The organism is Agromyces tardus, from assembly GCF_003710805.1.
Lineage (GTDB): Bacteria > Actinomycetota > Actinomycetes > Actinomycetales > Microbacteriaceae > Agromyces > Agromyces tardus.
In genome coordinates this window covers 105,196-128,469 of sequence record NZ_RHHB01000006.1, presented here as the reverse complement: position 1 = coordinate 128,469, position 23,274 = coordinate 105,196, and the positions used below count along the sequence as shown (strand labels likewise).

At 72.7% G+C, this 23,274-nt stretch carries 19 protein-coding genes and 1 pseudogene; 13 read left to right on the top strand and 7 right to left on the bottom strand.

The annotated features are described in order from the left end of the window. Nucleotides 1-76: 76 nt before the first annotated feature. From EDM22_RS06115 to EDM22_RS06100, 4 genes are read left to right on the top strand one after another with little or no spacing between them, the layout of a single operon-like run. A complete protein-coding gene (locus EDM22_RS06115) occupies nt 77-889 on the top strand; it encodes an ABC transporter ATP-binding protein (protein ID WP_122936172.1) in 813 nt (270 codons plus the stop codon). After that, nucleotides 886-1,590: an ABC transporter permease gene (locus tag EDM22_RS06110; protein ID WP_122936171.1), complete on the top strand. Its 705-nt coding sequence runs from the start codon at nt 886-888 to the stop codon at nt 1,588-1,590. The genes EDM22_RS06115 and EDM22_RS06110 overlap by 4 nt, the downstream gene beginning before the upstream one ends. Next, nucleotides 1,587-2,339 (top strand): ABC transporter permease, encoded by a 753-nt coding sequence (locus tag EDM22_RS06105; protein WP_122936170.1) that lies wholly within the window; start codon nt 1,587-1,589, stop codon nt 2,337-2,339. The genes EDM22_RS06110 and EDM22_RS06105 overlap by 4 nt, the downstream gene beginning before the upstream one ends. After that, a complete protein-coding gene (locus tag EDM22_RS06100) occupies nt 2,336-3,262 on the top strand; it encodes an ABC transporter substrate-binding protein (RefSeq protein ID WP_122936169.1) in 927 nt (308 codons plus the stop codon). The genes EDM22_RS06105 and EDM22_RS06100 overlap by 4 nt, the downstream gene beginning before the upstream one ends. Nucleotides 3,263-3,384: 122 nt before the next feature. On the opposite strand, the pseudogene EDM22_RS06095 reads toward EDM22_RS06100, so the two are convergent. From EDM22_RS06095 to EDM22_RS06085, 3 genes and pseudogenes are all read right to left on the bottom strand, one after another. Beyond that, nucleotides 3,385-4,050, bottom strand: a pseudogene (locus tag EDM22_RS06095) (DedA family protein); the annotation flags it as partial. Between the two features lie 57 nt (nt 4,051-4,107). Next, on the bottom strand, nt 4,108-5,034 hold the full coding sequence (locus EDM22_RS06090) for a M56 family metallopeptidase (RefSeq protein ID WP_122936167.1): 927 nt from the start codon (nt 5,032-5,034) through the stop codon (nt 4,108-4,110). A 1-nt stretch (nt 5,035) separates the two neighbouring features. Further along, a complete protein-coding gene (locus EDM22_RS06085) occupies nt 5,036-5,407 on the bottom strand; it encodes a BlaI/MecI/CopY family transcriptional regulator (RefSeq protein WP_122936166.1) in 372 nt (123 codons plus the stop codon). 121 nt (nt 5,408-5,528) lie between these two features. On the opposite strand from EDM22_RS06085, the gene EDM22_RS06080 reads away from it, so the two are divergent. The 9 genes from EDM22_RS06080 to holA all read left to right on the top strand — a co-directional run bounded on the left by EDM22_RS06080 (nt 5,529) and on the right by holA (nt 19,979). Next, nucleotides 5,529-6,941 (top strand): cytochrome ubiquinol oxidase subunit I, encoded by a 1,413-nt coding sequence (locus tag EDM22_RS06080; protein WP_122936165.1) that lies wholly within the window; start codon nt 5,529-5,531, stop codon nt 6,939-6,941. A 12-nt stretch (nt 6,942-6,953) separates the two neighbouring features. After that, complete coding sequence (gene cydB / locus EDM22_RS06075) at nt 6,954-7,958, top strand: cytochrome d ubiquinol oxidase subunit II (protein ID WP_122936164.1); 1,005 nt, start codon at nt 6,954-6,956, stop codon at nt 7,956-7,958. A gap of 1 nt (nt 7,959) precedes the next feature. Continuing rightward, nucleotides 7,960-9,630, top strand: a complete 1,671-nt coding sequence (gene cydD / locus EDM22_RS06070) for a thiol reductant ABC exporter subunit CydD (protein ID WP_122936163.1) — start codon at nt 7,960-7,962, stop codon at nt 9,628-9,630. Then, nucleotides 9,623-11,371, top strand: a complete 1,749-nt coding sequence (cydC, locus tag EDM22_RS06065) for a thiol reductant ABC exporter subunit CydC (RefSeq protein ID WP_170964034.1) — start codon at nt 9,623-9,625, stop codon at nt 11,369-11,371. The genes cydD and cydC overlap by 8 nt, the downstream gene beginning before the upstream one ends. 203 nt (nt 11,372-11,574) lie before the next feature. Continuing rightward, entirely contained in the window at nt 11,575-13,017 is a 1,443-nt protein-coding gene (pabB, locus tag EDM22_RS06055) for an aminodeoxychorismate synthase component I (protein ID WP_122936161.1), read from the top strand. An 83-nt stretch (nt 13,018-13,100) separates the two neighbouring features. After that, the gene (gene leuS, locus EDM22_RS06050; protein WP_122936160.1) at nt 13,101-15,677 is read left to right on the top strand and encodes a leucine--tRNA ligase; all 2,577 of its coding nucleotides are present in this window, start codon (nt 13,101-13,103) and stop codon (nt 15,675-15,677) included. 93 nt (nt 15,678-15,770) lie between these two features. Beyond that, nucleotides 15,771-16,475, top strand: coding sequence for a ComEA family DNA-binding protein (locus EDM22_RS06045; protein WP_122936159.1), 705 nt, complete (start codon nt 15,771-15,773; stop codon nt 16,473-16,475). Then, nucleotides 16,476-18,926, top strand: coding sequence for a ComEC/Rec2 family competence protein (locus tag EDM22_RS06040; RefSeq protein WP_122936158.1), 2,451 nt, complete (start codon nt 16,476-16,478; stop codon nt 18,924-18,926). It abuts the gene before it with no gap. Nucleotides 18,927-18,956: 30 nt separating this feature from the next. Next, the gene (holA, locus tag EDM22_RS06035) at nt 18,957-19,979 is read left to right on the top strand and encodes a DNA polymerase III subunit delta (RefSeq protein WP_122936157.1); all 1,023 of its coding nucleotides are present in this window, start codon (nt 18,957-18,959) and stop codon (nt 19,977-19,979) included. 147 nt (nt 19,980-20,126) lie between these two features. Here the strand turns inward: holA and rpsT are convergent, their stop codons facing one another. From rpsT to EDM22_RS06015, 4 genes are all read right to left on the bottom strand, one after another. Then, a complete protein-coding gene (gene rpsT, locus EDM22_RS06030; protein WP_122936156.1) occupies nt 20,127-20,387 on the bottom strand; it encodes a 30S ribosomal protein S20 in 261 nt (86 codons plus the stop codon). Nucleotides 20,388-20,550: 163 nt separating this feature from the next. Continuing rightward, nucleotides 20,551-21,375: an alpha/beta fold hydrolase gene (locus EDM22_RS06025; protein ID WP_122936155.1), complete on the bottom strand. Its 825-nt coding sequence runs from the start codon at nt 21,373-21,375 to the stop codon at nt 20,551-20,553. A 3-nt stretch (nt 21,376-21,378) separates the two neighbouring features. Continuing rightward, nucleotides 21,379-22,005: a response regulator gene (locus tag EDM22_RS06020; protein ID WP_122936154.1), complete on the bottom strand. Its 627-nt coding sequence runs from the start codon at nt 22,003-22,005 to the stop codon at nt 21,379-21,381. Then, entirely contained in the window at nt 22,002-23,228 is a 1,227-nt protein-coding gene (locus EDM22_RS06015; RefSeq protein WP_245989244.1) for a sensor histidine kinase, read from the bottom strand. The genes EDM22_RS06020 and EDM22_RS06015 overlap by 4 nt, the downstream gene beginning before the upstream one ends. Nucleotides 23,229-23,274 lie beyond the last annotated feature (46 nt).

Genomic DNA, 23,274 nt, shown 5'->3' with positions numbered 1-23,274 from the left:
GTTGCCCCCGGCGCGCAGTCGTGTTTGGGTTGTTCCTATGCGCGCCGGCTCGGCGCAGCCCACGGGAAGAGGCAGCATGATCGAGTTCCGCGGCGTCACGAAGCAGTTCCCCGATGGCACGGTCGCGGTGCGCGATGTCGACATCGTCATCCCGCCGCACAAGACCACGGTGTTCGTGGGGTCGTCGGGCTCCGGCAAGACCACCCTCCTGCGCATGATCAACCGCATGGTCGACCCGAGTGGCGGGCAGGTGCTCATCGACGGCACGGATGTCGCGACGGTCGACCCCGTGCGCCTGCGCCGCGGCATCGGGTACGTCATGCAGAACTCCGGGCTCCTGCCGCATCGCAAGGTCATCGACAACGTCGCGACGGTGCCGATGCTGCGTGGTACCAAGAAGCGCGAGGCGCACGCGCACGCGCTCGAGCTGCTCGACACCGTCGGCCTCGACCGGTCGCTCGCCGACCGGTATCCGAGCCAGCTCTCGGGCGGACAGCAGCAGCGCGTCGGCGTGGCACGGGGGCTCGCCGTCGACCCGAACATCCTGCTCATGGACGAGCCGTTCGGCGCGGTCGACCCGATCGTGCGGGCCGAGCTCCAGCAGGAGCTCCTGCGACTGCAGGGCGAGCTGGGCAAGACCGTGGTGTTCGTCACGCACGACATCGATGAGGCGTTCCTGCTCGGCGACCAGGTGGTGATCATGCAGCAGGGCGGCAAGATCTCGCAGGCGGCTTCGCCCGCCGAGATCCTCGCCCACCCCGCCGATGCGTTCGTCGCGGACTTCGTGGGCGCCGACCGCGGCAAGCGCGCCCTCCACCTCACCGAGGTCGACGGGCGCAGCATCGTGGTCGACGCCGACGGCCGCCCGGCGGGGGTCCTGACGTCGTGAACTGGCTCTGGTCGAACCTCGACCTCGTCGGCGAGCTCATCATCGTGCACCTGGCATTGTCGGTGCCCGCGATCATACTGAGCTTCGTGGTGTCCGTCCCGATCGGCTGGCTCGCCCACCGGTACCGGTGGTCGCGCGGCGTGCTGCTGTCGCTGTGCGCGCTCCTCTACGCGATCCCGTCGTTGGCACTGTTCATCGCGCTGCCCGCGTTCACCGGCCTGAGCCTGCGATCACCCGTGAACCTCGTGATCGCGCTCACGCTCTACGGCATCGCGGTGATCGTGCGCACCGCCGCCGACGCCTTCGACGCGGTGGAGCGCGACGTGCTGCAGTCGGCCACGGCGGTCGGCTATTCCGCGACGGGCCGCTTCTGGGGCGTCGAGCTCCCGCTCGCCGGGCCCGTGCTCCTCTCCGGGCTCCGCGTGGTCATCGTCAGCACGGTGAGCCTCGCGACGGTCGGCGCCGTGATCGGCGTGCAGAGCCTGGGCAGCCTCTTCACCGACGGGTTCCAGCGCGGCATCCAGGTCGAGATCGTCACCGGCATCGTGGCCACCATCGCGCTCGCGCTCCTGCTCGACTGGCTCGCGGTGCTCGCGGGCCGCGTCCTCATGCCGTGGACGCGGGCGGGCGCAACGCGGGGCCGCGCATCGCGTGCCTCCGGGTCGCCCGCTCGGCTCGCAGCACAGGGAGAGGGCTCGTGAACCTCTTCGTCGACGCACTGGCGTGGCTGACCGACCCGGCGAACTGGACGGGCGCCGGCAGCATCCCCCAGCGCATCATCGAGCACCTGTGGATCTCGGCCGTCGTGCTCGTGATCGCGGCCGCGATCGCGCTGCCGCTCGGCGGGGTGATCGGGCACACGGGACGCGGCCGTGAGCCGGCGGTCATGGTCTCGGGCGGACTGCGCGCGCTGCCGACCCTCGGCGTGCTCACGCTCTTCGCCCTGTGGCTCGGCATCGGGTTGCAGGCGCCCGTCATCGCGCTCGTGATCCTCGCGATCCCGCCGCTGCTCGCCGGGGCCTACGCGGGGTTCGAGTCGGTCGACCGCCGCACGGTCGACGCGGCGCGGGCCGTGGGCATGCGCGAGGTGCAGATCGTCGGCAAGGTCGAGCTTCCGCTGAGCCTCCCGATCGTCGTGGGCGGCATCCGCTCGGCCACCCTCCAGATCATCGCCACCGCGACCCTCGCCGCGTACGTTTCCGACTTCGGGCTCGGCCGGTTCATCTTCGCCGGCCTGAAGACCCGCGACTACGGCGAGATGCTGGGCGGATCGCTCCTCGTGATCATCCTCGCCCTCGTCGTCGACGGAGGCTTCGCACTCACTCAGCGCCTGGCGGTGCCCGCCGGCGTGCGGGCCGCGCGAACCGCAGAGAACACAGAGCTCCGCTCCGGGCCGACCCGGCCCCGAGCGGTCGTGGGGCGACCCATCATCGAAGGGAATCAGGAATGATCACAGCAGGAAAAGGCCGGCTCGTTGCCCTGGCAGCGGTCGCGGTCGGGGCGACAGTGGCCCTGGCAGGGTGCGCATCGGGTGATCCGCTGGACAGCGGATCGGGTGCGAGCGACGGCTCGTCGGAGACGATCGTCGTCGGCTCGCAGGACTACTACTCGAACGCGATCATCGCCGAGCTCTACGCGCAGGCACTCGAGGCGAACGGCTTCACGGTCGACCGGCAGTTCCGGATCGGCCAGCGCGAGGTCTACATCCCCGAGATCGAGAGCGGCGCGATCGACGTGTTCCCCGAGTACACGGGAAACCTCCTCCAGTACTACGTGCCCGACACGACGGCGACCACGAGCGACGATGTCTACGCCGAGCTCGAGGGCGCGCTGCCCGAAGGGCTCCGCGTGCTCGACCAGTCGCCGGCGACCGACCAGGACTCGTACAACGTGACGAAGAAGTTCTCCGAGGAGAACGGGGTCACGAGCCTCGCCGACCTCAAGGACGTCACGACCTCCATCACCCTCGGCGGCAACTCCGAGCTCGCGACGCGCCCGTACGGGCCGGAGGGGCTGAAGTCCGTCTACGGCGTCGACGTCGCATTCACGCCGATCGAGGACAGCGGTGGCCCGCTCACCCTCAAGGCGCTCGTCGACAACCAGGTGCAGATGGTCAACATCTACAGCGCCGACCCGAACATCAAGGCGAACGACCTCGTCACGCTCGAGGACCCCGAGGGCCTGTTCCTCGCCTCGAACGTGGTGCCCGTCGTGAGCGAGAAGGTCACCGACGAGATGGCGAAGGTCATCAACACCGTCAGCGCCGCGCTCACGCCCGAGGAACTCGTCGCGCTCAACTCGCTGAGCGTGAACGAACAGCAGTCGGAGGACCAGATCGCGAAGGACTGGCTCGCCGAGAAGTCGCTCTTCTAGGGCGTCGTATCACGGTTCGAGGGGTCGGATGCCGCGGCATCCGGCCCTTCGTCGCGTGCAGCGCCGTCGACCCCTGGCGGATCGTCGACCTCGACGATGTCGACCGTGCGCACGACCCCGTCGGCGCCGACGATGACGCTCGACTCCGAGGCATCCGCCATGTGCTTCGCCTCGGAGCGCAGCAGCAGCTTCTTCGCGGCCCACACCACGAGGAGGAATGCGGCGATCACGCCGACGAAGAGGTAGCCCGCCCAGTGCAGCTCGCGGCTGAGCTCGCGGTAGCTTCCCGCGGCAGCCGATCCCACGGAGACGTAGGCGAACGCCCAGATGACGCAGGCGGGCGCCGTCCATGCGATGAAGCGGCGATAGCTCATCGTGCTCATGCCCACGGTGAGGGGCACGAGCGAGTGCAGCACCGGCAGGAAGCGCGAGATGAAGACCGCAGGGCCGCCGCGGCGCTCGAGGTAGCGCTGGGCGCGGTGCCAGTTGTCGTCGCCGATGCGGCGGCCGAGCCGGGACTGCTGGATGACGGGCCCGAACCACCGCCCGAGCGCGAAGCCGATGCTCTCGCCGATGAGCGCGCCGACCACGACGGCCAGGGCGAGCGCGAAGTACTCCACGGGGCCGTCGACGGCGGTCGACGCCACGATCACGATCGTGTCGCCGGGGACGACGAGCCCGACCAGCACGCTGGTCTCGAGCATGATGCCGATGCCCGCCAGCAGTGTGCGCAGCACCGGGTCGACGCTCTGCACGGTGCCGAGGATCCAGTCGAGGAGCTCGTTCACGTCTTCGAGCCTAGGCGGGGCGGCCGCGATGCGGGCGGCGGCGCATGCGGGCGGCGGTCAGACGAGGATCGACGCGAGCACGACGATGGGGGTGACCGCCGTGGCGATCGCGGCCGTCCAGCAGGCGGCGCGCGCCCACCGCGGGAGCGGCGTCGTGCCCGGATCGAGTCGCGCGAGTCGCCGTTCGAGCATCCGGGGGTCGGGGTGCACCCCGCCGGCGTCCGCGTAGGCGCCGGGCTCGCCGGCGGTGCCCACCCGCACGAGCGCGGTCGCGAGGGGCTCGGCGCCGACGACCGCCCGGGCACGGTCGTCGGCGAGCATCTCGGTGAGGAGCGCGACGGCGCCCTCGGCGCGGTTCGCGATCGGGAACCAGGGCAGGGCCGCGTGCCAGGCGCGGAACGCGAGCAGCACGAGGTGGTGGAACTGGTCGAGGTGCGCGCGCTCGTGCGCGAGCACCGCGCGCAACTCGTCGTCGTCGAGGAGGTCGACGAGCCCGTCGGTGAGCACCGTGGCGGTGCGAATGCCGGGGACGCAGTACGCGACGGGCACGGGGTGGGAGAGCACCCGAGTACCCGGCGAACCCGGCAGGGGATCGCCGAGGAGGTCGACGAGCCGGTGCTGGCGGCGTCGGGCCCGCTCGGCACGCACGGCGGTGGACACGAGGTTGAGCGCGAGGTGCACGGCGAGCCCGACCGCGAGGGTGAGCGAGGCGAGTTGCACGACGCCGAACGCGGCGGGGATCGGGCCCGTCCAGAAGCTGGGGAGCAGGCTCGTGGCGGCGCCCGCGAGCGATCCGGCCGGGGCCGCGCCGAAGGCGAGGAGCGAGCCGATCATCGCGAGCCCGCCGCCGAGTGCGATGCCCTGCCAGAGGGCGAGCGCCGTCGCGGGCGAGCGCGCGGTCCAGCTCGCGCCGGAGAGTGCGACCGGGGCAGGCCACGCGAGGGCGAGGGCGAGGACGCCGAGCACGGCGGCCGCGGCGATCACGTCAGCGTCGCACGAGGTCGTCGAGGAGGCGCCGCAGCGTCTGCGCCTCGCCGTCGGTGACGGTGCCGACGAAGCGGGCGAGGGCCGCGTCGCGGTCGGACGAGGCGGCGAGCACCTCGTGCATGAGCTCGGCGGTGTGCTCGGCCCGGGAGAGGAGCGCGTGGTAGTGGTGCGGGCGGGTATCGCGCGCGCGGGCGACGAAGCCCTTGCGCTCGAGCCGGGAGAGCACGGTGAGCACGGTCGTGGTCGCGGGGGCCCGGCCGGGCTCCGATCGCAACGCGACGCGATCGCGCACGTCGTTCGCCGTGAGGGCGACGTCACTGGCCCAGAGCGCCTCCATGACGGAGCGCTCGAGCTCGCCGAGTCCTGCCATACATCGAGGATAGCGCGCAAGAGGCCAATGGTTCTACGCAGCGTAGAAATCGTGCTCTACGCTGTGTACTGATCCGATTCGCCGGATGTCGCCGGACATCCCGAGAGAGGGGCCCCCGCCCGTGAACGACCTTCTCGATCCGCTCCTGCTCGCCCGCTGGCAGTTCGGCATCACGACCGTCTACCACTTCCTCTTCGTGCCGATCACGATCGGCCTCGCGACCGCCACCGCCGTGTTCCAGACCGCGTGGTACCGCACCGGCAAGACCGAGTACCTGCGCATCACGCGGTTCCTCGGCAACATCTTCCTCATCAACTTCGCCATGGGCGTCGTGACGGGCATCGTGCAGGAGTTCCAGTTCGGGATGAACTGGTCGGAGTACTCGCGCTTCGTCGGCGACGTCTTCGGCGCGCCGCTGGCGCTCGAGGGCCTGCTCGCGTTCTTCTTCGAGGCGACGTTCATCGGTCTCTGGATCTTCGGCTGGGACAAGCTGCCACGAGGGCTGCACCTGGCCACGATCTGGGCGACGGCGGCCGGCACCGTGATCTCGGCGTACTTCATCCTCGCCGCGAACGCCTTCATGCAGAACCCGGTCGGCTACGAGATGAACGCCGAGAAGGGCCGCGCCGAGCTCGTCGACATCTGGGCGGTGCTCTCGAACCGGGTCGTGCTCGCCGCGTTCCCGCACACGATCGCGGCGAGCTTCATGGTCGCGGCGGGCCTCATCATCAGCGCGGCGGCGTGGCACCTCTCGCGCAACCAGCACCTCGACACCATGCGGCCGCTCCTCAAGTTCGGACTCTGGACGATGGTCGGCGCCGGCATCCTGACCACCTTCTTCGGCGACCAGCTGAGCCTCGCGATGGTCGCGACCCAGCCGATGAAGATGGCCGCCGCCGAGGCCACCTACGACACGGTGTGCGGGGCGGATGCCTCGTTCTCGCTCTTCACCCTCGGCACGCCCGACGGCTCGAGCGAACTCTTCTCGATCCGCGTGCCGTACCTGCTCTCACTGCTGTCGACGCACAGCTTCGACGGCTGCGTCGAGGGCATCAACGACCTGCAGGCGCAGTACACCGAGCTGTACGGTCCCGGGGACTACTCGCCCATCATCTGGGTGACCTACTGGGCGTTCCGCTGGATGATCGGCCTCGGCCTGCTGCACGTCATCATCGCGGTCGTCGGCCTCTGGGTCACCCGCAAGGGCCGCCTGCCGAAGCAGCGCTGGATCTGGAAGGTCGCCATCTGGAGCTTCCCGCTCTCGATCGCCGCGATGAGCGTCGGCTGGATCTTCACGGAGATGGGCCGTCAGCCCTGGATCGTCTTCAGCCTGCTGCCGACCGCGTCGGCCGTGTCGCCGAACGTGACGGGCCTCGAGGTCCTCATCTCGCTCGTCGTGTTCACGCTGGCCTACGGCGCCCTCGCGGTCGTCGAGGTGCGGCTCATCCTGCGCGCGATCCACAAGGGGCCGCCCGACGTGGGGGAGCCGCATCCCGAAACCGGCAAGCTCGAACCCGCCTCGACGGTCTACTAGGAGGACTCCGCAATGGATCTCGCAACGCTCTGGTTCTGGATCGTCGCCTTCCTCTTCGTCGGCTACTTCGTGCTCGACGGGTTCGACTTCGGCATCGGGATGTCGCTGCCCTTCCTCGCGAAGGACGACACCGATCGCCGCGTGCTCATCAACACGATCGGCCCGGTCTGGGACCTCAACGAGACCTGGGTGATCGTCGCCGGCGCCTCGCTGTTCGCGGCGTTCCCGGAGTGGTACGCCACGCTCTTCTCGGGGTTCTACCTCGCGCTCCTGCTCATCCTCGTGGCGCTCATCGCCCGCGGCGTCTCGTTCGAGTACCGGCACCAGCGGCCGGAGTCGAAGTGGAAGGCGTGGTTCGACGGCATGATCATCGTCGGGTCCGCGGTGCCCGCACTGCTGTGGGGCGTCGCGTTCGCGAACATCGTGCAGGGCGTCCCGCTCGACGAGGGGCACAACTACATCGGCACACTGTTCGACCTGCTGAACCCCTACGCGCTCCTCGGCGGCCTCACGACGCTGCTGCTGTTCTTCACGCACGGTGTGATCTTCGCGGCGCTCAAGACCGACGGCGAGATCCGGGAACGGGCGCGCCACCTCGCGGCCCGCGTCGGCGTGCTCACGATCGTCGTCGCCGCGGCATTCCTCGTGTGGACCGGGTTCGCCCACGGCACCTTCTGGTTCTGGGTCCTCGCGGCCGTCGCCGCACTCGCGCTCATCGGCGCATGGCTCGCCAACGGCCGCGCCGCGGAGCGCACCGCGTTCACGCTCATGGCCATCACCATCGCCGCCGCCGTGTTCGGCCTCTTCGCGGCGCTCTTCCCCGACGTGATGTCCGCGTCGAACGACCCCGCGAACAGCCTCACGATCGCGAACGCCTCGTCGACGCCCTACACGCTCACGGTCATGAGCTGGACGGCGCTCATCTTCCTGCCGCTGATCCTCGCGTACCAGGGCTGGACGTACTGGGTGTTCCGCAAGCGCATCACGAGGCAGACGATCGAAGCGGTGGCGCACTGACGTGCGGCCGCTCGACCCGCGGCTCCTCCGCCGGTCACGCGCCGCCCGCGGCTTCGTGCTCGCGGGCGGCGCGCTGGCGCTCCTGCAGGCCGGTGCGACGATCGGCTTCGCCTGGGCACTGGCGACGCTCGTCACGAGGTTCATCGACGGCGCGGCGCCGAGAAGCTTCGGCGGGATCCTCGCCCTGCTGCTCGTCGCGGCATCGGTTCGCGCCCTGTCGGGCTGGCTCTGGGAGTGGGTCGGCTCGGCGGGAGCGATGCGCGTCAAGGCGGAGCTGCGCGACGACCTGCTCGCCGCGCTCGAACGCCGGCCGGGCGGCATCCGCAACCTGACGACCGCCCGGGCCGCCACACTGCTGGGGCCGGGGCTCGACGCGCTCGACGAGTACTTCGGTCGTTACCTGCCCCAGCTCGTGCTCACGGTCGTCGCGACCCCCGTGCTCATCGTCGCCGTGTGGACCGCCGACTGGGTCTCGGGCCTGATCATGGTGATCGTGCTGCCGCTCATCCCCGTGTTCATGGCGCTCGTCGGCATGGCGACGGAGGCCGTGCAGCGCCGGCAGTGGCAGCGGCTGCAGTCCCTGTCCAAGGGGTTCCTCGAGGTGCTCGGCGGGCTCTCGACGCTGCTGGTGTTCGGCCGCGCCGAGCGCCAGGTCACCCGCATCCGCACGGTCACCGACGCGTACCGCTCGAGCACCATGAAGGTGCTGCGCGTCACGTTCCTGTCGGGGTTCACGCTCGAACTCGCCGCCAGCCTCTCGGTCGCGCTCGTCGCCGTGTCGATCGGCCTGCGGCTCGTCGCGGGCGACTTCACGCTCGCGCCCGGCCTCTTCGTGCTCGTGCTGGCGCCCGACGTGTTCCTGCCGCTGCGCAACGTGGGGGCGGCGTTCCACGCGTCGACCGCCGGGCTCGAGGCATCGCGCGACGCGCTCGACCTGCTCGACCAAGCGGAGGCGGACGCGGCAGGCGGAACCGGCGCCCCCGCGACCGCGGCGGCGACGGTGGCCGCGCAGCCGCATGCCCGCGGTGCCTCGGAACCGGATCCCGCAGGCCTCCGCATCCGCGACCTCCGCGTGCTGCGCGACGGCAGCCCCGTGCTCGAGGGGTTCGACGTCGACGCCGCGCCCGGCGAATTCGTCGTCGTCATGGGGGAGAGCGGATCGGGCAAGTCGAGCCTCCTCGCAGCCCTGCTCGGCTTCGCCGAGGTCGAGGGCGAGGCAGCGCTCGACGGCGAGCCGATCGGAGCGGCGACGCGATCCCGCATCGCGTGGTCGGGCCAGTCGTCGCAACTCCTCGCCGGCACGATCGCGGACAACGTGCGCCTCGGGCACGCGGATGCCCCGGGTGCGCTGCTCGACCGCGCGCTCCGCCTCGGCGGCGTCGATCTCCCCGCCGACCGCGTGCTGGGGCCGGGCGGGACCGGGCTGTCGGGCGGGCAGGCTCAGCGGGTCGCCACCGCCCGCGCCGTCCACCGGCTCCTCGCCACCGACGGGCGGCTGCTCCTGCTCGACGAGCCGAGCTCCGCGCTCGACCCCGACCGCGAGCGGGCGCTCGGTGCCCGCCTGCGCGAGCTCGCGCGGGAGGGCCGGATCGTGCTCGCCACGACGCATCGCGCGGGTCTCGCCGACGCGGCGGACCGCGTCATCCGACTGCCGGAGGTGGCACGTGTCTGATCGTGCCGAAGCCGTGCTGCGACAGGCCGTGCCGCCCGTCCGTCGGCTGCTGCCGTCGGTGCTGCTCGGCGTCGCCGCGGGGCTCTCGAGCGTCCTCCTGCTCGCCTCGAGCGCCTGGCTCATCGCACGCGCCGCGGAGCAGCCGCCCGTGCTGTACCTCTCGGTCGCGGTCGTCGGCGTGCGCGCCTTCGCGCTCGGACGGGCGGTGTTCCGCTACCTCGAACGGCTCGCCGGTCACGACGCCGCGTTCCGGCAGCTCGCGACGATCCGGGCAGGGGTGTTCGAACGGCTCCTGCCGCTCGCACCCGACGGGCTCGCCTCGTCGCGTCGCGGCGACCTGCTCGCGCGCTTCGTGGGCGACGTCGACGAACTGCAGAACGTGTCGCTGCGCATCGTGCAGCCCGTCGTGAGCGCAGCGGTGGTGCTCGTCGCCGCGATCGCCGGCCTGGCGTGGCTCGCCCCGGCATCGGCGCTCGCGGTCGGCGGATGCCTCGCCGTGGGCATCGCCGCCGCGATCCTCGCCCAGCAGGTCATCGCCGCCCGCGCCGATCGGCGGCTCGCACCGCTGCGCGGCGAGCTGCAGGCCGCCGTGGTGGAGCACGTGCAGGCGCTCGAGGTGCTCGTCGCGTTCGACGCCGCCGCGGCGGGCCGCGCGCGCATCCGCCGGCTGGGCCTGCGCCTCGAGCGCGCGACGCGCCTGCGGGCCTCCGCGGTGGGGATCGCAGCGGCGGCGATGAGCGCGGTGGGCGGATTCGCCGCGGCGGCGAGCCTGTCGGCCGCGGAGCCGCTGCTCGCGGGGGGACGCATCGACGGGCCGACCTTCGCCGTGCTCTGCCTCGTGCCGCTCGCCATCGCCGAGGTCGCGTCGGCGCTTCCCATCGCCGTCGGGTCGCTGCGGGTGGTGCGCGCGAGCGCCGAACGCGTCGCGAATGCGGTACCCGAGGAGATCCCCGCCGAGGTGCCGACGACGCCCGCCGAGCCTGTGGCGCTCCTGGCGCCGACGTCGACGTCGACGCGGGTACCGGCGCCGGCGCTTCGGCTCCGCGGCGTGCGCGCCCGGTGGCCCGAGGTCGGCGGGGCCGACGCGACCGCGGCCGGCGACGTCGGGCGGACGGGAGCGCCCGCAGCGCTGGATGCGCTCGACCTCGACGTCGCCCCGGGTGAGCGCCTGCTCGTCGAGGGGGAGTCGGGGGCGGGCAAGACGACCCTCGCCCACGTGCTGGTGCGGTTCCTCGAGTACAAGGGCTCCTACCGTCTCGGCGACGCCGAGGTGCGCGACCTCGATCCGCGCGACGTGCGCCGCGTCGTCGGCCTCGTGGAGCAGCGGCCCTGGCTCTTCGACGAGGACCTGCGCCAGAACCTCGCCTTCGCGCGCGACACGGCCTCCGACGAGGAGCTGCTCGCGGTGCTCGACCGGGTGGGCCTCGCGGAGTGGGCGGCCGAGCGCGGCGGCCTCGACGCACCCGTCGGTGAGCGCGGCGCCCTCGTCTCGGGAGGACAGGCGCAGCGGATCGCGCTCGCCCGGGCGATGCTCGCGGACTTCCCGGTGCTCGTGCTCGACGAGCCGACGGCGAGCGTCGACGCCGACCGCGCGGACGCGCTCCTGCGCGACCTGCTCGAGGCCGCGGGCCGCGACCGGACGGTCGTCCTCATCTCGCACACGGGCGCGCCGCACGAGCTCGTCGATCGGGCCGTCACGTTGCGCCCCGGAACCAACGCCCCGGTTCAGCCCGGATCCTGAGGCCGCTTCGGGAGACGCCCCGGCTCGGCGCAGAACCCCGACGCGGTCGCGCTCGCGAAGAAGATCGGCGAGGACCAGACCGCCGAGATCGCCGTGATGCAGGACCTGCTGCAGACCAGCTGATCGGTCGACCACGCGGCGCGCGGCGCCGGCCGCGCGCCGAGCAGACGGGGCCCCGAAGGGAGGGGTCCTAGGCTGGAGGGATGCCGCGACGACTTCGGAGTCTCACGCTGCCCGAGTGGCGCGAGCCCGAGCGCGTCTTCCTCGCGCTCGGGGCCGACGCAGCCCGCGTCGCGTGGCTCGACGGCGGCGACGACGCGACCCGGGGGCGCAGTGTCATCGCGATCGCACGGCCCGACAGCCCGTCGCTCGGTGCCACGGATGCCGCGGAGCCGGCGCGCGTGTACGCAGAACTGGACGCGGCCATCGCCCGCGACCTCGCCGACGAACGCGGCGGTCAGGGAGGCGACGTCCCGGGGCGCGCGGCGGTCGGCTGGTTCGGCTGGTTCGGCTACGAGTTCGGCGCCCGCACCCTCGGGGTTCCCGCGACCCCCTCGGGGATGCCCGACGCGGCGTTCCTCTTCGCCGACCGGGTGATCGTGTTCGAGCACGCGACGCGCGCGGTGCGGCTCGAGTGGCTCGAGCCGGGCGGCGCCGACGACGGGGGCGGGGCGGCATCCGCTCGGTGGGTCGCGGAGACGGCCGCTGCGATCGCCGGGCTGGCGGCGGGACCGCCGACACCGCCCGTCGACGCCGCCGCCCCGGCGCACGCGCCGACCCGCTGGCGGCACGGCCCCGACGAGTACCGGCGCATGATCGCGGCGTGCCAGGCGGCGATCGTGCGCGGTGACGCGTACCAGCTCTGCCTCACCAATCGCGTCGAGGTCGACGCGCACCCCGATCCGGTCGCGGCGTACCTGCGGCTTCGCCGATCGAGCCCGAGCCACCACGGCGGATTCATCCGGTTCGACGACGTCGCCCTGTTGAGCGCCTCGCCCGAGCAGTTCCTGCTCGTCGAGCGCGACGGCACGGTCGCCACCAAGCCGATGAAGGGCACGCGCCCACGGTCCGACGACCCCGACCTCGACACCGCACTGCGCGCCGAGCTCAGCGCGAGCGAGAAGGAGCGCGCCGAGAACCTCATGATCGTCGACCTCATGCGCAACGACCTCGGGCGCATCGCCGAGCTCGGCAGCGTCGCGGTGCCCGTCCTGCTCGACGTGGAGGAGTACCCCCACGTGCACCAGCTCGTCTCGACGGTCACGGCGCGGCTGCGGCATCCGCTCACCGCACTGGACGCCGTACGCTCGGCGTTCCCGGCCGGCTCCATGACGGGGGCGCCAAAGGAGAGCGCGATGCGGATCCTGCACTCGCTCGAAGGCGGGCCGCGCGGGGTGTACTCGGGGGCGTTCGGATGCCTCGGGGTGGACGGCACGGCCGACCTCGCCATGGTCATCCGCTCGATCGTGCTCACCCCCGCCGGCGCCACGATCGGCACGGGCGGCGGCATCACGGCGCTGTCCGTCGCCGACGAGGAGGTCGAGGAGACGCGGGTGAAGGCGCGCGCCCTCATCGCGGTGCTCGGCGGGGACACCGGAGCCGACGGAACCCGTCCCGGCGACGGGGCGGCGGCACCCGCCCATTGAGTAGGCTTGATGACCGGGCGTCGCTCGCGCGCGCCCGCGACCGGGCACGATCCCGTTCCCCGCGAATCACGATTGAGAGTCACGTGGCACACGAGCACGATTCCGCCGAGACCGCCGAGCGCGGCACCTACGACTTCGCCGAGATCCAGGCGAAGTGGCTTCCGGTGTGGGACGAGCTCCAGCCCTTCCGCGCGGGCGCCCCCGGCGACACGCGTCCCCGCAAGTACATCCTCGACATGTTCCCCTACCCGTCGGGCGACCTGCACATGGGCCACGCCGAGGCGTTCGGCTTCGGCGACATCGCAGCGCGGTACTGGCGCCACCAGGGCTTCGACGTGCTGCACCCGATCGGCTGGGACTCGTTCGGACTGCCCGCCGAGAACGCGGCCATCAAGCGCGGCGTCGACCCCCGCGAGTGGACCTACGCGAACATCGACCAGCAGAAGCGCTCGTTCAAGCAGTACGCGCCGTCGTTCGACTGGTCGCGGGAGCTGCACACGAGCGACCCCGAGTACTACAAGTGGAACCAGTGGCTGTTCCTGAAGCTCTACGAGCAGGGCATCGCCTATCGCAAGGCCGGCCTCGTGAACTGGTGCCCGAACGACCAGACCGTGCTCGCGAACGAGCAGGTCGTCAACGGGCATTGCGAGCGCTGCGGCTTCGTGGTCACCAAGCGCGCCCTGACCCAGTGGTACTTCCGCGTCACCGACTACGCCGACCGGCTGCTCGACGACCTCAACCAGCTCGAGGGCTCGTGGCCGACGAAGGTCGTCACGATGCAGCGGAACTGGATCGGCCGCTCGGCCGGCGCCGACGTCGAGTTCGAGATCGAGGGCCGCGACGAGCGCATCTCGGTGTTCACGACCCGGCCCGACACGCTCTACGGCGCGACCTTCATGGTCGTCGCACCGGATTCCGACCTCGCGGCGGAGCTCGCGGAGGGCGCCTCACCCGAGGTGCAGCAGCGCTTCCAGGACTACCTCGACTCGGTGCGCGTCGAGTCCGACATCGACCGGCTCTCCACCGATCGCCCGAAGACGGGCGTCTTCCTCGAGCGCTACGCGGTGAACCCCGTGAACGGCGAGCGCATCCCGATCTGGGCCGCCGACTACGTGCTGGCCGACTACGGCCACGGCGCGATCATGGCCGTGCCCGCGCACGACCAGCGCGACCTCGACTTCGCCCGTGCCTTCGAGCTGCCGGTGCGGGTCGTCGTCGACACGAACGCGCCCGTCACCGGCGTGATCCCCGTCATCCCGCTCGACGAGAACGGGGTGCCGATGCTCCCCGAGGACCTGCCCGCGGTCGACCCCGCCTCCACGGGGATCGCGCTCACGGGCGACGGTCGCCTCATCAACTCGGGCCCGCTCAACGGGCTCTCGAAGTCGAACGCGATCCGCCGCGTCATCGAACTGCTCGAGCAGCGCGGGCTCGGTCGCGCCGCCAAGAACTTCCGCCTGCGCGACTGGCTCATCTCGCGCCAGCGCTACTGGGGCACGCCCATCCCGATCATCCACTGCCCCGACTGCGGCGAGGTGCCGGTGCCCGAGAGCGAGCTCCCAGTGCGGCTTCCGGATGCCGCGGGCCTCGACCTGAGCCCCAAGGGCTCGAGCCCGCTCGGCGCGGCCGAAGACTGGGTGAACGTCGCCTGCCCGAACTGCGGGGGAGCGGCGCGCCGCGACTCCGACACGATGGACACGTTCGTCGACAGCTCGTGGTACTACCTGCGCTACCTCAACCCGAACGACGACGAGCGCGCGTTCGAGCCGGCCGATGCCGAGAAGTGGGCGCCGGTCGACCAGTACGTCGGCGGCGTCGAGCACGCGATCCTGCACCTGCTCTACGCCCGCTTCATCACGAAGGTGCTCTTCGACCTCGGCTACCTGAGCTTCACCGAGCCCTTCACCTCCCTCCTGAACCAGGGCATGGTGCTCATGGACGGGTCGAAGATGTCGAAGTCGAAGGGCAACCTCGTCGAGTTCGCGAGCGAGCTCGGGGCGCACGGCGCCGACGCGCTGCGCGTGACGCTCGCGTTCGCGGGCCCGCCGGAGGACGACATCGACTGGGCGGACCTGTCGCCGACGGGGTCGGCCAAGTTCCTCGCACGCGCGTGGCGCATCGCGGGGGAGGTCACCTCCTCGCCCGACGTGGAGTGGAAGTCCGGCGACCCGGCGCTGCGCCGGATCACGCACCGGCTGCTCGCCGACGCGCCGGGCCTCGCCGAGGCGTTCAAGTTCAACGTGATCGTCGCGCGACTCATGGAGCTCGTGAACGCGACGCGCAAGGCGATCGACTCGGGGCCGGGCGCCGGGGATGCGGCGGTGCGCGAGGCTGCCGAGGTCACGGCCATGATCCTCGACCTGTTCGCACCGTTCACGGCGGAGGACATGTGGGAGCGGCTCGGGTACGAGCCGAGCGTCGCGCTCGTGCCGTGGCGCAGGGCCGACCCGGCCCTCCTCGTCGAGGAGTCGGTGACCGCGATCGTCCAGGTCGACGGCAAGGTGCGCGACCGGCTCGAGGTCTCGCCGAAGATCGCTCCCGACGAGCTCGAGGCCCTCGCGCGCGCGTCCGAGGCGGTCGTGCGCTCGATCGGCGAGCGGGAGATCGCCGCGGTCATCGTGCGTGCGCCGAGGCTCGTGAACATCGCCACGAAGCGCTGACACCCGGCCTCCACAGGGTCGGCGATCGCCTGCAGGCCCACCGCTGAGGTGACGACGGGCGGATGCCGCGCGGCGGCTCCGTAGCGTTCGGGCATGCCCGAACAGCCCGCGACCGACCCGCTCGCCGTGCTCGACGCGCGGGCGCGGCCACGCACCCGCCTCGCGGTCGGCGCTGCGGTGACCCTGTTCATCGTCGCGGTCGCGGTGGCGGCCGTGCTCTCGTTCCTGGGCTCCGGCGGAGGAGCGCAGGGCGTCGTGAGCCCCGGCGCACCCGGCGTCGGCCTCGACCACGGCGCCGCGGGCGGTTCGCCGAGCGCGGGTGCCGAGGGAAGCGGCGGAGCGGGTGCGGCGATCGACGGCGCACCGTCGCTGCTCGTGCACGTGCTCGGCGCGGTCGCGAAGCCGGGCCTCGTCGAACTCGCCCCCGGCTCCCGCGTCGTCGACGCCGTCGCCGCGGCGGGCGGCTTCACGACCGAGGCCGACCCGGCGGGCGTGAACCTCGCGCGCCCCGTGGTCGACGGCGAGCAGCTCGTCGTCCGCGCCGTTGGCGAGGTTGCGCCGCCGGCGACCGCATCCGGCGGTGGAGGCGGCGGCGCTGCCGGTGACGGCAAGGTGCACCTCAACTCGGCCGACCTCGCCGAGCTCGACACGCTGCCGCGGATCGGTCCCGCGCTCGCGCAGCGCATCATCGACTGGCGCGAGGCGAACGGATCGTTCACGAGCGTCGACCAGCTGCTCGACGTCGCGGGCATCGGCGACGCCGTCTATTCGGGCATCGTCGACCTCGTGAGCCTCTGAGTGCGCGCGCACGACCTGCGGCTGCTCGTGCCCGCCGTGGCCGCCTGGGCCGCGGCCTGGTGCGCCGTCGGCGCGCCCGACGCGGACGTGCCGACATGGCTCGCACCGGCGGTGGCCTGGTCGCTCGGCGCGGGGGCGATCGCGATGCTCGCGGGGCATCGCCTCGGCGGCGCACGGCGGATGCCGCGACCGGGTGTCTCGGCTTCGTGGCGAGGTCCGCGGTGGGCCCGGGTCGGCGCGGGTCGCTCGCACTCCGATCGCCCGGGCGCCGGCCGAGCTCGCACGACGGCCATCCTCGCGGCGCTGCTCGTCTCCGCCGCCTGCGCGGGAGTCGCCGCGACGCAGGCGTCCCTTCAGCTGGAGGCGCGGGCGACGAGCCCGCTCGTCGAGGTGGCGGGGGAGCGGCGCACGGCGGAGCTCACGATCGAGCTCACGGGTGCGCCGCAGCCGGCCCGGGCGGCGCCCTGGTCCGTCGGAACCACCACGTATCGCGTCGAGGCCCGGGCGATCGCGCTCGACGGCATCGGGATCCCCACCGTCCCGGTGGTGGTGTCCGTGCAGGCGGGCGATGCCGACCTCGCCTTCGGTTCACGCGCGGTCGTGCGGGCGCGGCTCGCGCCGCTGCCCGCCGCGGAGTCCGCGGCGTTCCGGGTCACCGCGAGCGAGCTCGTCGACGTCGAACCGCCCGATCCCTGGCTCGCGTGGGCTGCAGGCCTCCGCGAGCGGCTCTCGGCTGCCGCGGGCGAGCTGGGCGGCGATGGCGGTGCGCTCGTGCCCGGCCTGGCCATCGGCGACACGGCAGCCGTCGACGAGGAGCTCGACGCGGCGATGAAGGCGAGCTCGCTGAGCCACCTGACCGCGGTCTCGGGTGCGAACTGCGCGATCGTCACCGCCGCGGGGTTCGCGGTCGCCGCCCTGCTCGGTGTGCCGCGGGTCGGCCGGGTCGTGGCCGCCCTGCTGGCCCTCGCCGCCTTCGTCGTCCTCGTCACGCCCGAGTCGAGCGTCGTGCGCGCTGCCGTCATGGCGGTCGTGGTGCTCGTGGCCGTCGCGAGCGGCCGCGCCGGCGGCGGCGTCCCCGCGTTGGCCGTCGCGGTCGTCGTGCTGCTGGCGATCGACCCGTGGTACGCCCGCGACTTCGGCTTCGCGCTGTCGGTCGCGGCGACCGGTGGGCTCCTGCTGCTCTCGCGTCCACTCACTCGCGTGCTCGCACGGGTGATGCCGAGGCCGTTGGCCGCGGTCGTCGCGGTGCCCCTCGCGGCGCAGCTCGCGTGCCAGCCCGTCCTCCTGTTGCTGGACCCGGCCATCCCGGTCTACGGGGTGCCCGCCAACCTCCTCGCTGCGCCCGCCGCCCCGGTGGCGACGGTCGCGGGCCTCGTCGGCTGCCTGCTGCTCCCGCTGTTGCCGTCGGTGGGCTTCGCGTTCCTCCAGCTCGCGTGGCTGCCGGCGAACTGGATCGCGGTCGTCGCCCGCGGGGCCGCCGGCCTACCGCTCCAGCGGCTGCCATGGCTCCCCGATGCGGTGGGCGCCGTGACGTTCGCCGGGGTGACGGCGCTCGGCCTCTGGCTGGTGCTCGCGCGCCGGGGGCCGCCGGTCGTGCGGAACGCGGCGGCGGTCCTGCTGCTCATCGCCGTCGCGGTGCCGCTGGGACTCGTGGCGGGGCCGTCCCTCGTCGGTCGAGCCACGCGACCGACCGACTGGGAGCTCGCCGCGTGCGACGTGGGTCAGGGCGATGCCGTGCTCGTGCGGGAGGACGGTGCGACGATGGTCATCGACGCGGGTCCCGATCCCGCGGCGCTCGCCCGTTGCCTCGACGAGCTCGCCGTCGATCGCGTCGACCTCGCCGTGCTCACCCACTGGGATGCCGACCACGTGGGCGGTTCGGCGGCCCTCGCCGGGCGCGTCGACCTCGTGCTGCACGGCCCGGAGGACGGCCGGCGCTCGGCGCGCGTGCTCGAGCCGCTCGCGGCATCCGGAGCTCGCACCCTCGAGGTCCAGGCCGGCGCGACGGGCTCGCTCGGGTTCGCCCGCTGGAGCGTGCGCTGGCCGAAGCCGGGCCTCGCGCCCGGCAACGACGCCAGCGTCGTCATCGATCTCGTCACCTCCGAGTACCGTGGCGTCTTCCTCGGCGACCTGGGCGAGTCGGCCCAGGCGCGGATGCTGCGTGCCGCCGACATCGGCCCGGTCGATCTCGTGAAGGTGGCCCACCACGGCAGTGCCGACCAGAGCGAGTCGCTCTACCGCGAGCTCGACGCGACGGTGGGGGTGATCGGGGTGGGTGCCGACAACGGCTACGGGCACCCCACCGATCGGCTCCTCGACATCCTGAGGGCGACGGGCACCACGCCGGTGCGCACGGATCGCTCGGGGCTCATCCTGCTCGACGCGCTCGGCGACGGGGCCTTCGGCGTCTGGTCGGAGCGCGACGCGTCCGGGGTCGGTGGCCGACCGTAGACTTGACCGGCATCGATCATCGGAGGGCACGTGGCCGCACGCAACGCACCCGCGGCGCGGGCGAAGTCCGCGATCCCGCAGCTCGCCTGGAACGCCGTGCGACCCGCGCCCGTGGTGCTCGTCTCCGGCCCCGAGGACGTGCTCGCCGAACGCGCCACTTCGATGCTCCGCGAGTTCCTCCGCGCCGAAGACCCCGCGCTCGAGGTGAGCGACCTCGAGGCGGACGGCTACCGTCGCGGCGAGCTGCTCACGCTCGCGAGCCCGTCGCTCTTCGGCGAGCCCCGTCTCATCCGCGTGGCGGGGGTCGACCGCGCGAGCGACGACTTCCTCATCGACGCGCTCGAGTACCTCCCGGCGACCGCCGAGTCCACGACGCTCGTGCTGCGTCATCGCGGCGGCATGCGCGGCAAGAAGCTGCTCGACGCGATCCGGGCCGGCACCGGCGGCGGCGTCGAGGTGGTGTGCGCCGAACTCAAGAAGGACACCGAGAAGCAGGACTTCGCTGCGGCCGAGTTCCGCTCGGCCGGCCGCAGGATCAGCGCGTCGGCCCTGCGCGCGCTCGTCGCGGCGTTCAGTGACGACCTGGCCGAGCTCTCGTCGGCCTGCCGGCAATTGCTCGCCGACGCCCCGGGCGACATCGACGACGCCGTCGTCGCCAAGTACTACGGCGGTCGCGTCGAGACGAACGCGTTCGCCGTGGCCGACGCCGCCATCGCGGGGCGGCACGGCGAGGCGCTCATGGCGCTCCGGCACGCACTCGACAGCGGCGCCGATCCGGTGCCCATGGTGGCCGCCTTCGCCATGAAGGTGCGCACGATGGCCAAGGTCGCGGGGCTCCGCGGCGGATCGGCGCAGGCCGCCTCGTCGCTCGGGCTCGCCCCCTGGCAGATCGACCGCGCGCGTCGCGACCTCGCCGGGTGGGACGACGAGGGCCTGGCCCGCACCATCGAGGCGCTCGCCGCCACCGATGCGGCCGTCAAGGGGGCCGAGCGCGATCCGGTCTTCGCGCTCGAGCGCCTCATCGGCGTCGTCGCGTCACGCGGGCGTCGCTGAGGGCACTCCACCGTCGTTGAGGGCACTGCGCCGTCGCTGAGGGCACTGCGCCGTCGCTGAGGGCACTGCACCCCAGCCCGCCCCGCATGCGGACGCCGACGGCCCCGCACCTCGAGGGGTGCGGGGCCGTCGATCAGTGTCGTCGCGTCAGAGCGCTGCGACCTGCTTCGCGATGGCCGACTTGCGGTTCGCGGCCTGGTTCTTGTGGATGACGCCCTTGCTCGCAGCCTTGTCGAGCTTGCGGGTCGCGACGTGGAGGGCGGCGGTCGCCTTCTCCTTGTCGCCGGCGGCGATCGCCTTGCGGGTGGCGTTGATGACCGTCTTGAGCTCGCTCTTCACGGCCTTGTTCCGCTCCTGCGCCTTGAGGTTCGTGCGGATGCGCTTGATCTGCGACTTGATGTTTGCCACGTGTGGTTCGTCTTTCGTTCTCGTGTGGGTACCGGATGTGCCGTCGCGAGGTAGAGGGGCTCGCGCCCGGCGAATCGTGCGGGGTGGGACCCACACGCAAGCCAACAGGCAACGATACCAGCATGCGGGTGAGTCTCCAAAGCGTGCGCGCCGGAGTCCGCGGTCAGCCGGCCGCCCGTGACGGTGGCACGGCGACCTCACCGGATTCCGCAGCAGGGCGCCGCGCGCGGGCGGCCCGGCGCTCGAGTTCCGCGACCGCGCCGAGCACCGCCGCCGCGAAGTCGTCGGGGCGGGCGAGGCTCACGAGGTGGGTGGCGCCCTGGATCACGACCCGCCGCGACCCGGGGGCGGCGCGCAGCATCCGTCGCTCCTCGAGGCGGAAGTGGTCGAACTGCCCGTTGACGAGCCAGACGGGCACCGTCACCGACGCGAGGGAGCGCTCGGTGTCGAGCCGACCCACCGCGGCCAGCGTGGGCTGCATGACGTCGAGTGCGACGCCGCCCGCGACGACGTCGGCGACCGCGTCGGCCGGGAGGAACACCCGCGCCATCACGTCGTTGAGCCTGCGACCCCGATCGGGCAGCCGCGAGATGAGTGCCGCGAGTCGCTGGTAGCCGGCGAGCGCCGCCCCGCGCGGCCGGGTGCTGCACGACGCCGCGACCAGGCCGTCGAGGGCCTCGGGATGCCGCGCCGCGAACTCGATGGCCAGGTACCCGCCGAGGCTCAGCCCCACGAGCAGCCGTGGCGGCTCAGCCGGGCTGCCCGGGACGGGCGTGCCGGCCGCGCCGCTCGCACCGCCGGCGAGCGCCTCGCCGATCACGCGGAACGCCGCGTCGAGTGTGAAGGGCTCGCCGATCCGCGACCCGTGGCCCGGCAGGTCGACCGGCACGACCTCGAGGTCGTGCCGCGAGAGGCGCTCGACCTGGCCGCGCCACATGGACGCCGAGGTACGGATCCCGTGCACGAGCAGGACGCGGGCGCGCGGCATCCGTCAGCCCGCCCGGATCGCCCCGAGCTCGCGGGCACGGGCCACGGCCTGGGTGCGCGACCCCACGCCGAGCTTCGTGAAGATGTGCACGAGATGCGACTTCACGGTCGCCTCGCTGAGGAACAGCGAGCGGCCGATCTCGCGATTCGAGCGGCCCTCGGCGACGAGGGCGAGCACTTCGGCCTCGCGCACGGTGAGGCGCTGGTCGCCCGCCCGCTGCGAGTCCTCGAGCCGCGACGCCACCGCCGGCGCGAGCGCCGACTCCCCGGCCGCCGCGGCCCGGATGGCGGCGATGAGCTCGGCGGGGGGAGCGTCCTTCAGGAGGTAGCCGCTCGCACCCGCCTCGATCGCGCCGAGGATGTCGGCGTCGGTGTCGTAGTTCGTGAGCACGAGCACCTTGGGCGCGCCTCGGGTCGAGCGGATGCGCCGTGTCGCGTCGACGCCCTGCAGGGCGCCCGGGAACTGCAGGTCCATGAGCACGAGGTCGACGCCCGGTCGCGCGGCGAGCTGCACCGCCTCCTCGGCGGAGGCCGCCTCGCCGACGACCTCGAGGTCGGACTCGGCCTCCAGCAGGGCGCGCATGCCCGCGCGCACCACGGGATGGTCGTCGCTCAGGAGGAGGCGGATCATGCCGGCACCGCCGGGATGCGCACGGACAGCGCGGTGCCGCCGCCCGGGGTGGACTCGACGTCGGCCGTTCCGCCGAGGCGCTCGGCTCGCTGCCGGATCGCTCGCAGGCCGAAGGACTCGCCGTCGGCGTGCGCGGCGTCGACGATGGTGGGCTCGAAGCCGACCCCGTCGTCGACGACGTCGAGGGCGACCTCGTCGCCGAGGTAGCTGAGCGTGAGCTCCGCGCGTGCGGCATCCGCATGTTTGAGCACGTTCGAGAGCGAACCCTGGGCGATGCGCAGCAGCGTGGCCTCGATCGACATGGGCAGCGGCAGAGGCTCGCCGCTCGTCGTGAAGGAGATGCGCGTGCGGGACCCCGACTGCCGCGCCTGCTCGCTCGTCGCCTCGGTCAGGCGGCGCAGCGCGGCGGGGAGCGTCTGCGAATCGAGCGCGGGCGGGGTGAGCTCGCGGATGAACCGGCGGGTCTCCTGGAGGTTCTCCGCTGCGGTCTCCCGGGCGAGCCGGAGCTTGTCGCGCGTCGGCGCATCGTCGACGTCGCGCTCGGCCGCGTGCAGGAGCAGCTGGATGCTCGAGAGGCCCTGCGCCACGGTGTCGTGGATCTCACGGGCGATGCGCTCGCGCTCGGCGAGCGTGCCCGCCTCCCGACTCGCCGCCGCCAGCTCCTCGCGCGTCGCGAGCAGGTCGAGGATGAGCGCCTGACGCTCGCGCGACTCCACGGCCATGGCGCGGTAGCCGAGGCCGATGATGATCGCGACGCCCGCGGCGATGAACGGTCCGACGATGCTGCCGGCCGCGAAGCCGAGGTGCGACGTCGTGCTCCACACGCTGAGGATGAAGGTCAGCGCGACGAGCGGCACGCCGTAGCGCGCGGGCAGCACGTGCAGCTCGAGGAAGAAGAGGGGGAACGCGAGGAACGCGGCGTCCGGCGTGAGGGCGCTGAGGCCGAGCCACAGGCCCAGCAGCATGACGAGCCACCCGGCCCGCATCCACGGCGTGACGACCTGGTGCGCCGTGACGACGCCGACCACGTAGGTGCCGATGAAGGCGATCGCGAGGATCGCGGTGGCGACGACCTGCTCGCCGCCGGCGAGCGCGGCGCGCGCGACGACGAAGATCGTGAGGCCGACGACCAGCACGTGGAGGCCGACCCGCAGCGACGTGAACACGGGACGCAGCGCCGACGGCTGCACCCGTCCGACGAGAGGGGCATCAAGCGCGGTCATGGTGATCCCAGACTAGCCAGCGCGCCCGTGCACGGCATCCGTCGAA

Bases quoted from the DNA above. Each gene is read 5' to 3' on its own strand.
- EDM22_RS06115 (WP_122936172.1), top strand. From the start codon at position 77: ATGATCGAGTTCCGCGGCGTCACGAAGCAGTTCCCCGATGGCACGGTC.
- cydB (WP_122936164.1), top strand. From the start codon at position 6,954: ATGGATCTCGCAACGCTCTGGTTCTGGATCGTCGCCTTCCTCTTCGTC.
- EDM22_RS06025 (WP_122936155.1), bottom strand. From the start codon at position 21,375: ATGCCGCGCGCCCGCGTCCTGCTCGTGCACGGGATCCGTACCTCGGCG.
- EDM22_RS06045 (WP_122936159.1), top strand. From the start codon at position 15,771: ATGCCCGAACAGCCCGCGACCGACCCGCTCGCCGTGCTCGACGCGCGG.
- EDM22_RS06100 (WP_122936169.1), top strand. From the start codon at position 2,336: ATGATCACAGCAGGAAAAGGCCGGCTCGTTGCCCTGGCAGCGGTCGCG.
- pabB (WP_122936161.1), top strand. From the start codon at position 11,575: ATGCCGCGACGACTTCGGAGTCTCACGCTGCCCGAGTGGCGCGAGCCC.
- EDM22_RS06020 (WP_122936154.1), bottom strand. From the start codon at position 22,005: ATGATCCGCCTCCTCCTGAGCGACGACCATCCCGTGGTGCGCGCGGGC.
- EDM22_RS06015 (WP_245989244.1), bottom strand. From the start codon at position 23,228: ATGACCGCGCTTGATGCCCCTCTCGTCGGACGGGTGCAGCCGTCGGCG.
- EDM22_RS06085 (WP_122936166.1), bottom strand. From the start codon at position 5,407: ATGGCAGGACTCGGCGAGCTCGAGCGCTCCGTCATGGAGGCGCTCTGG.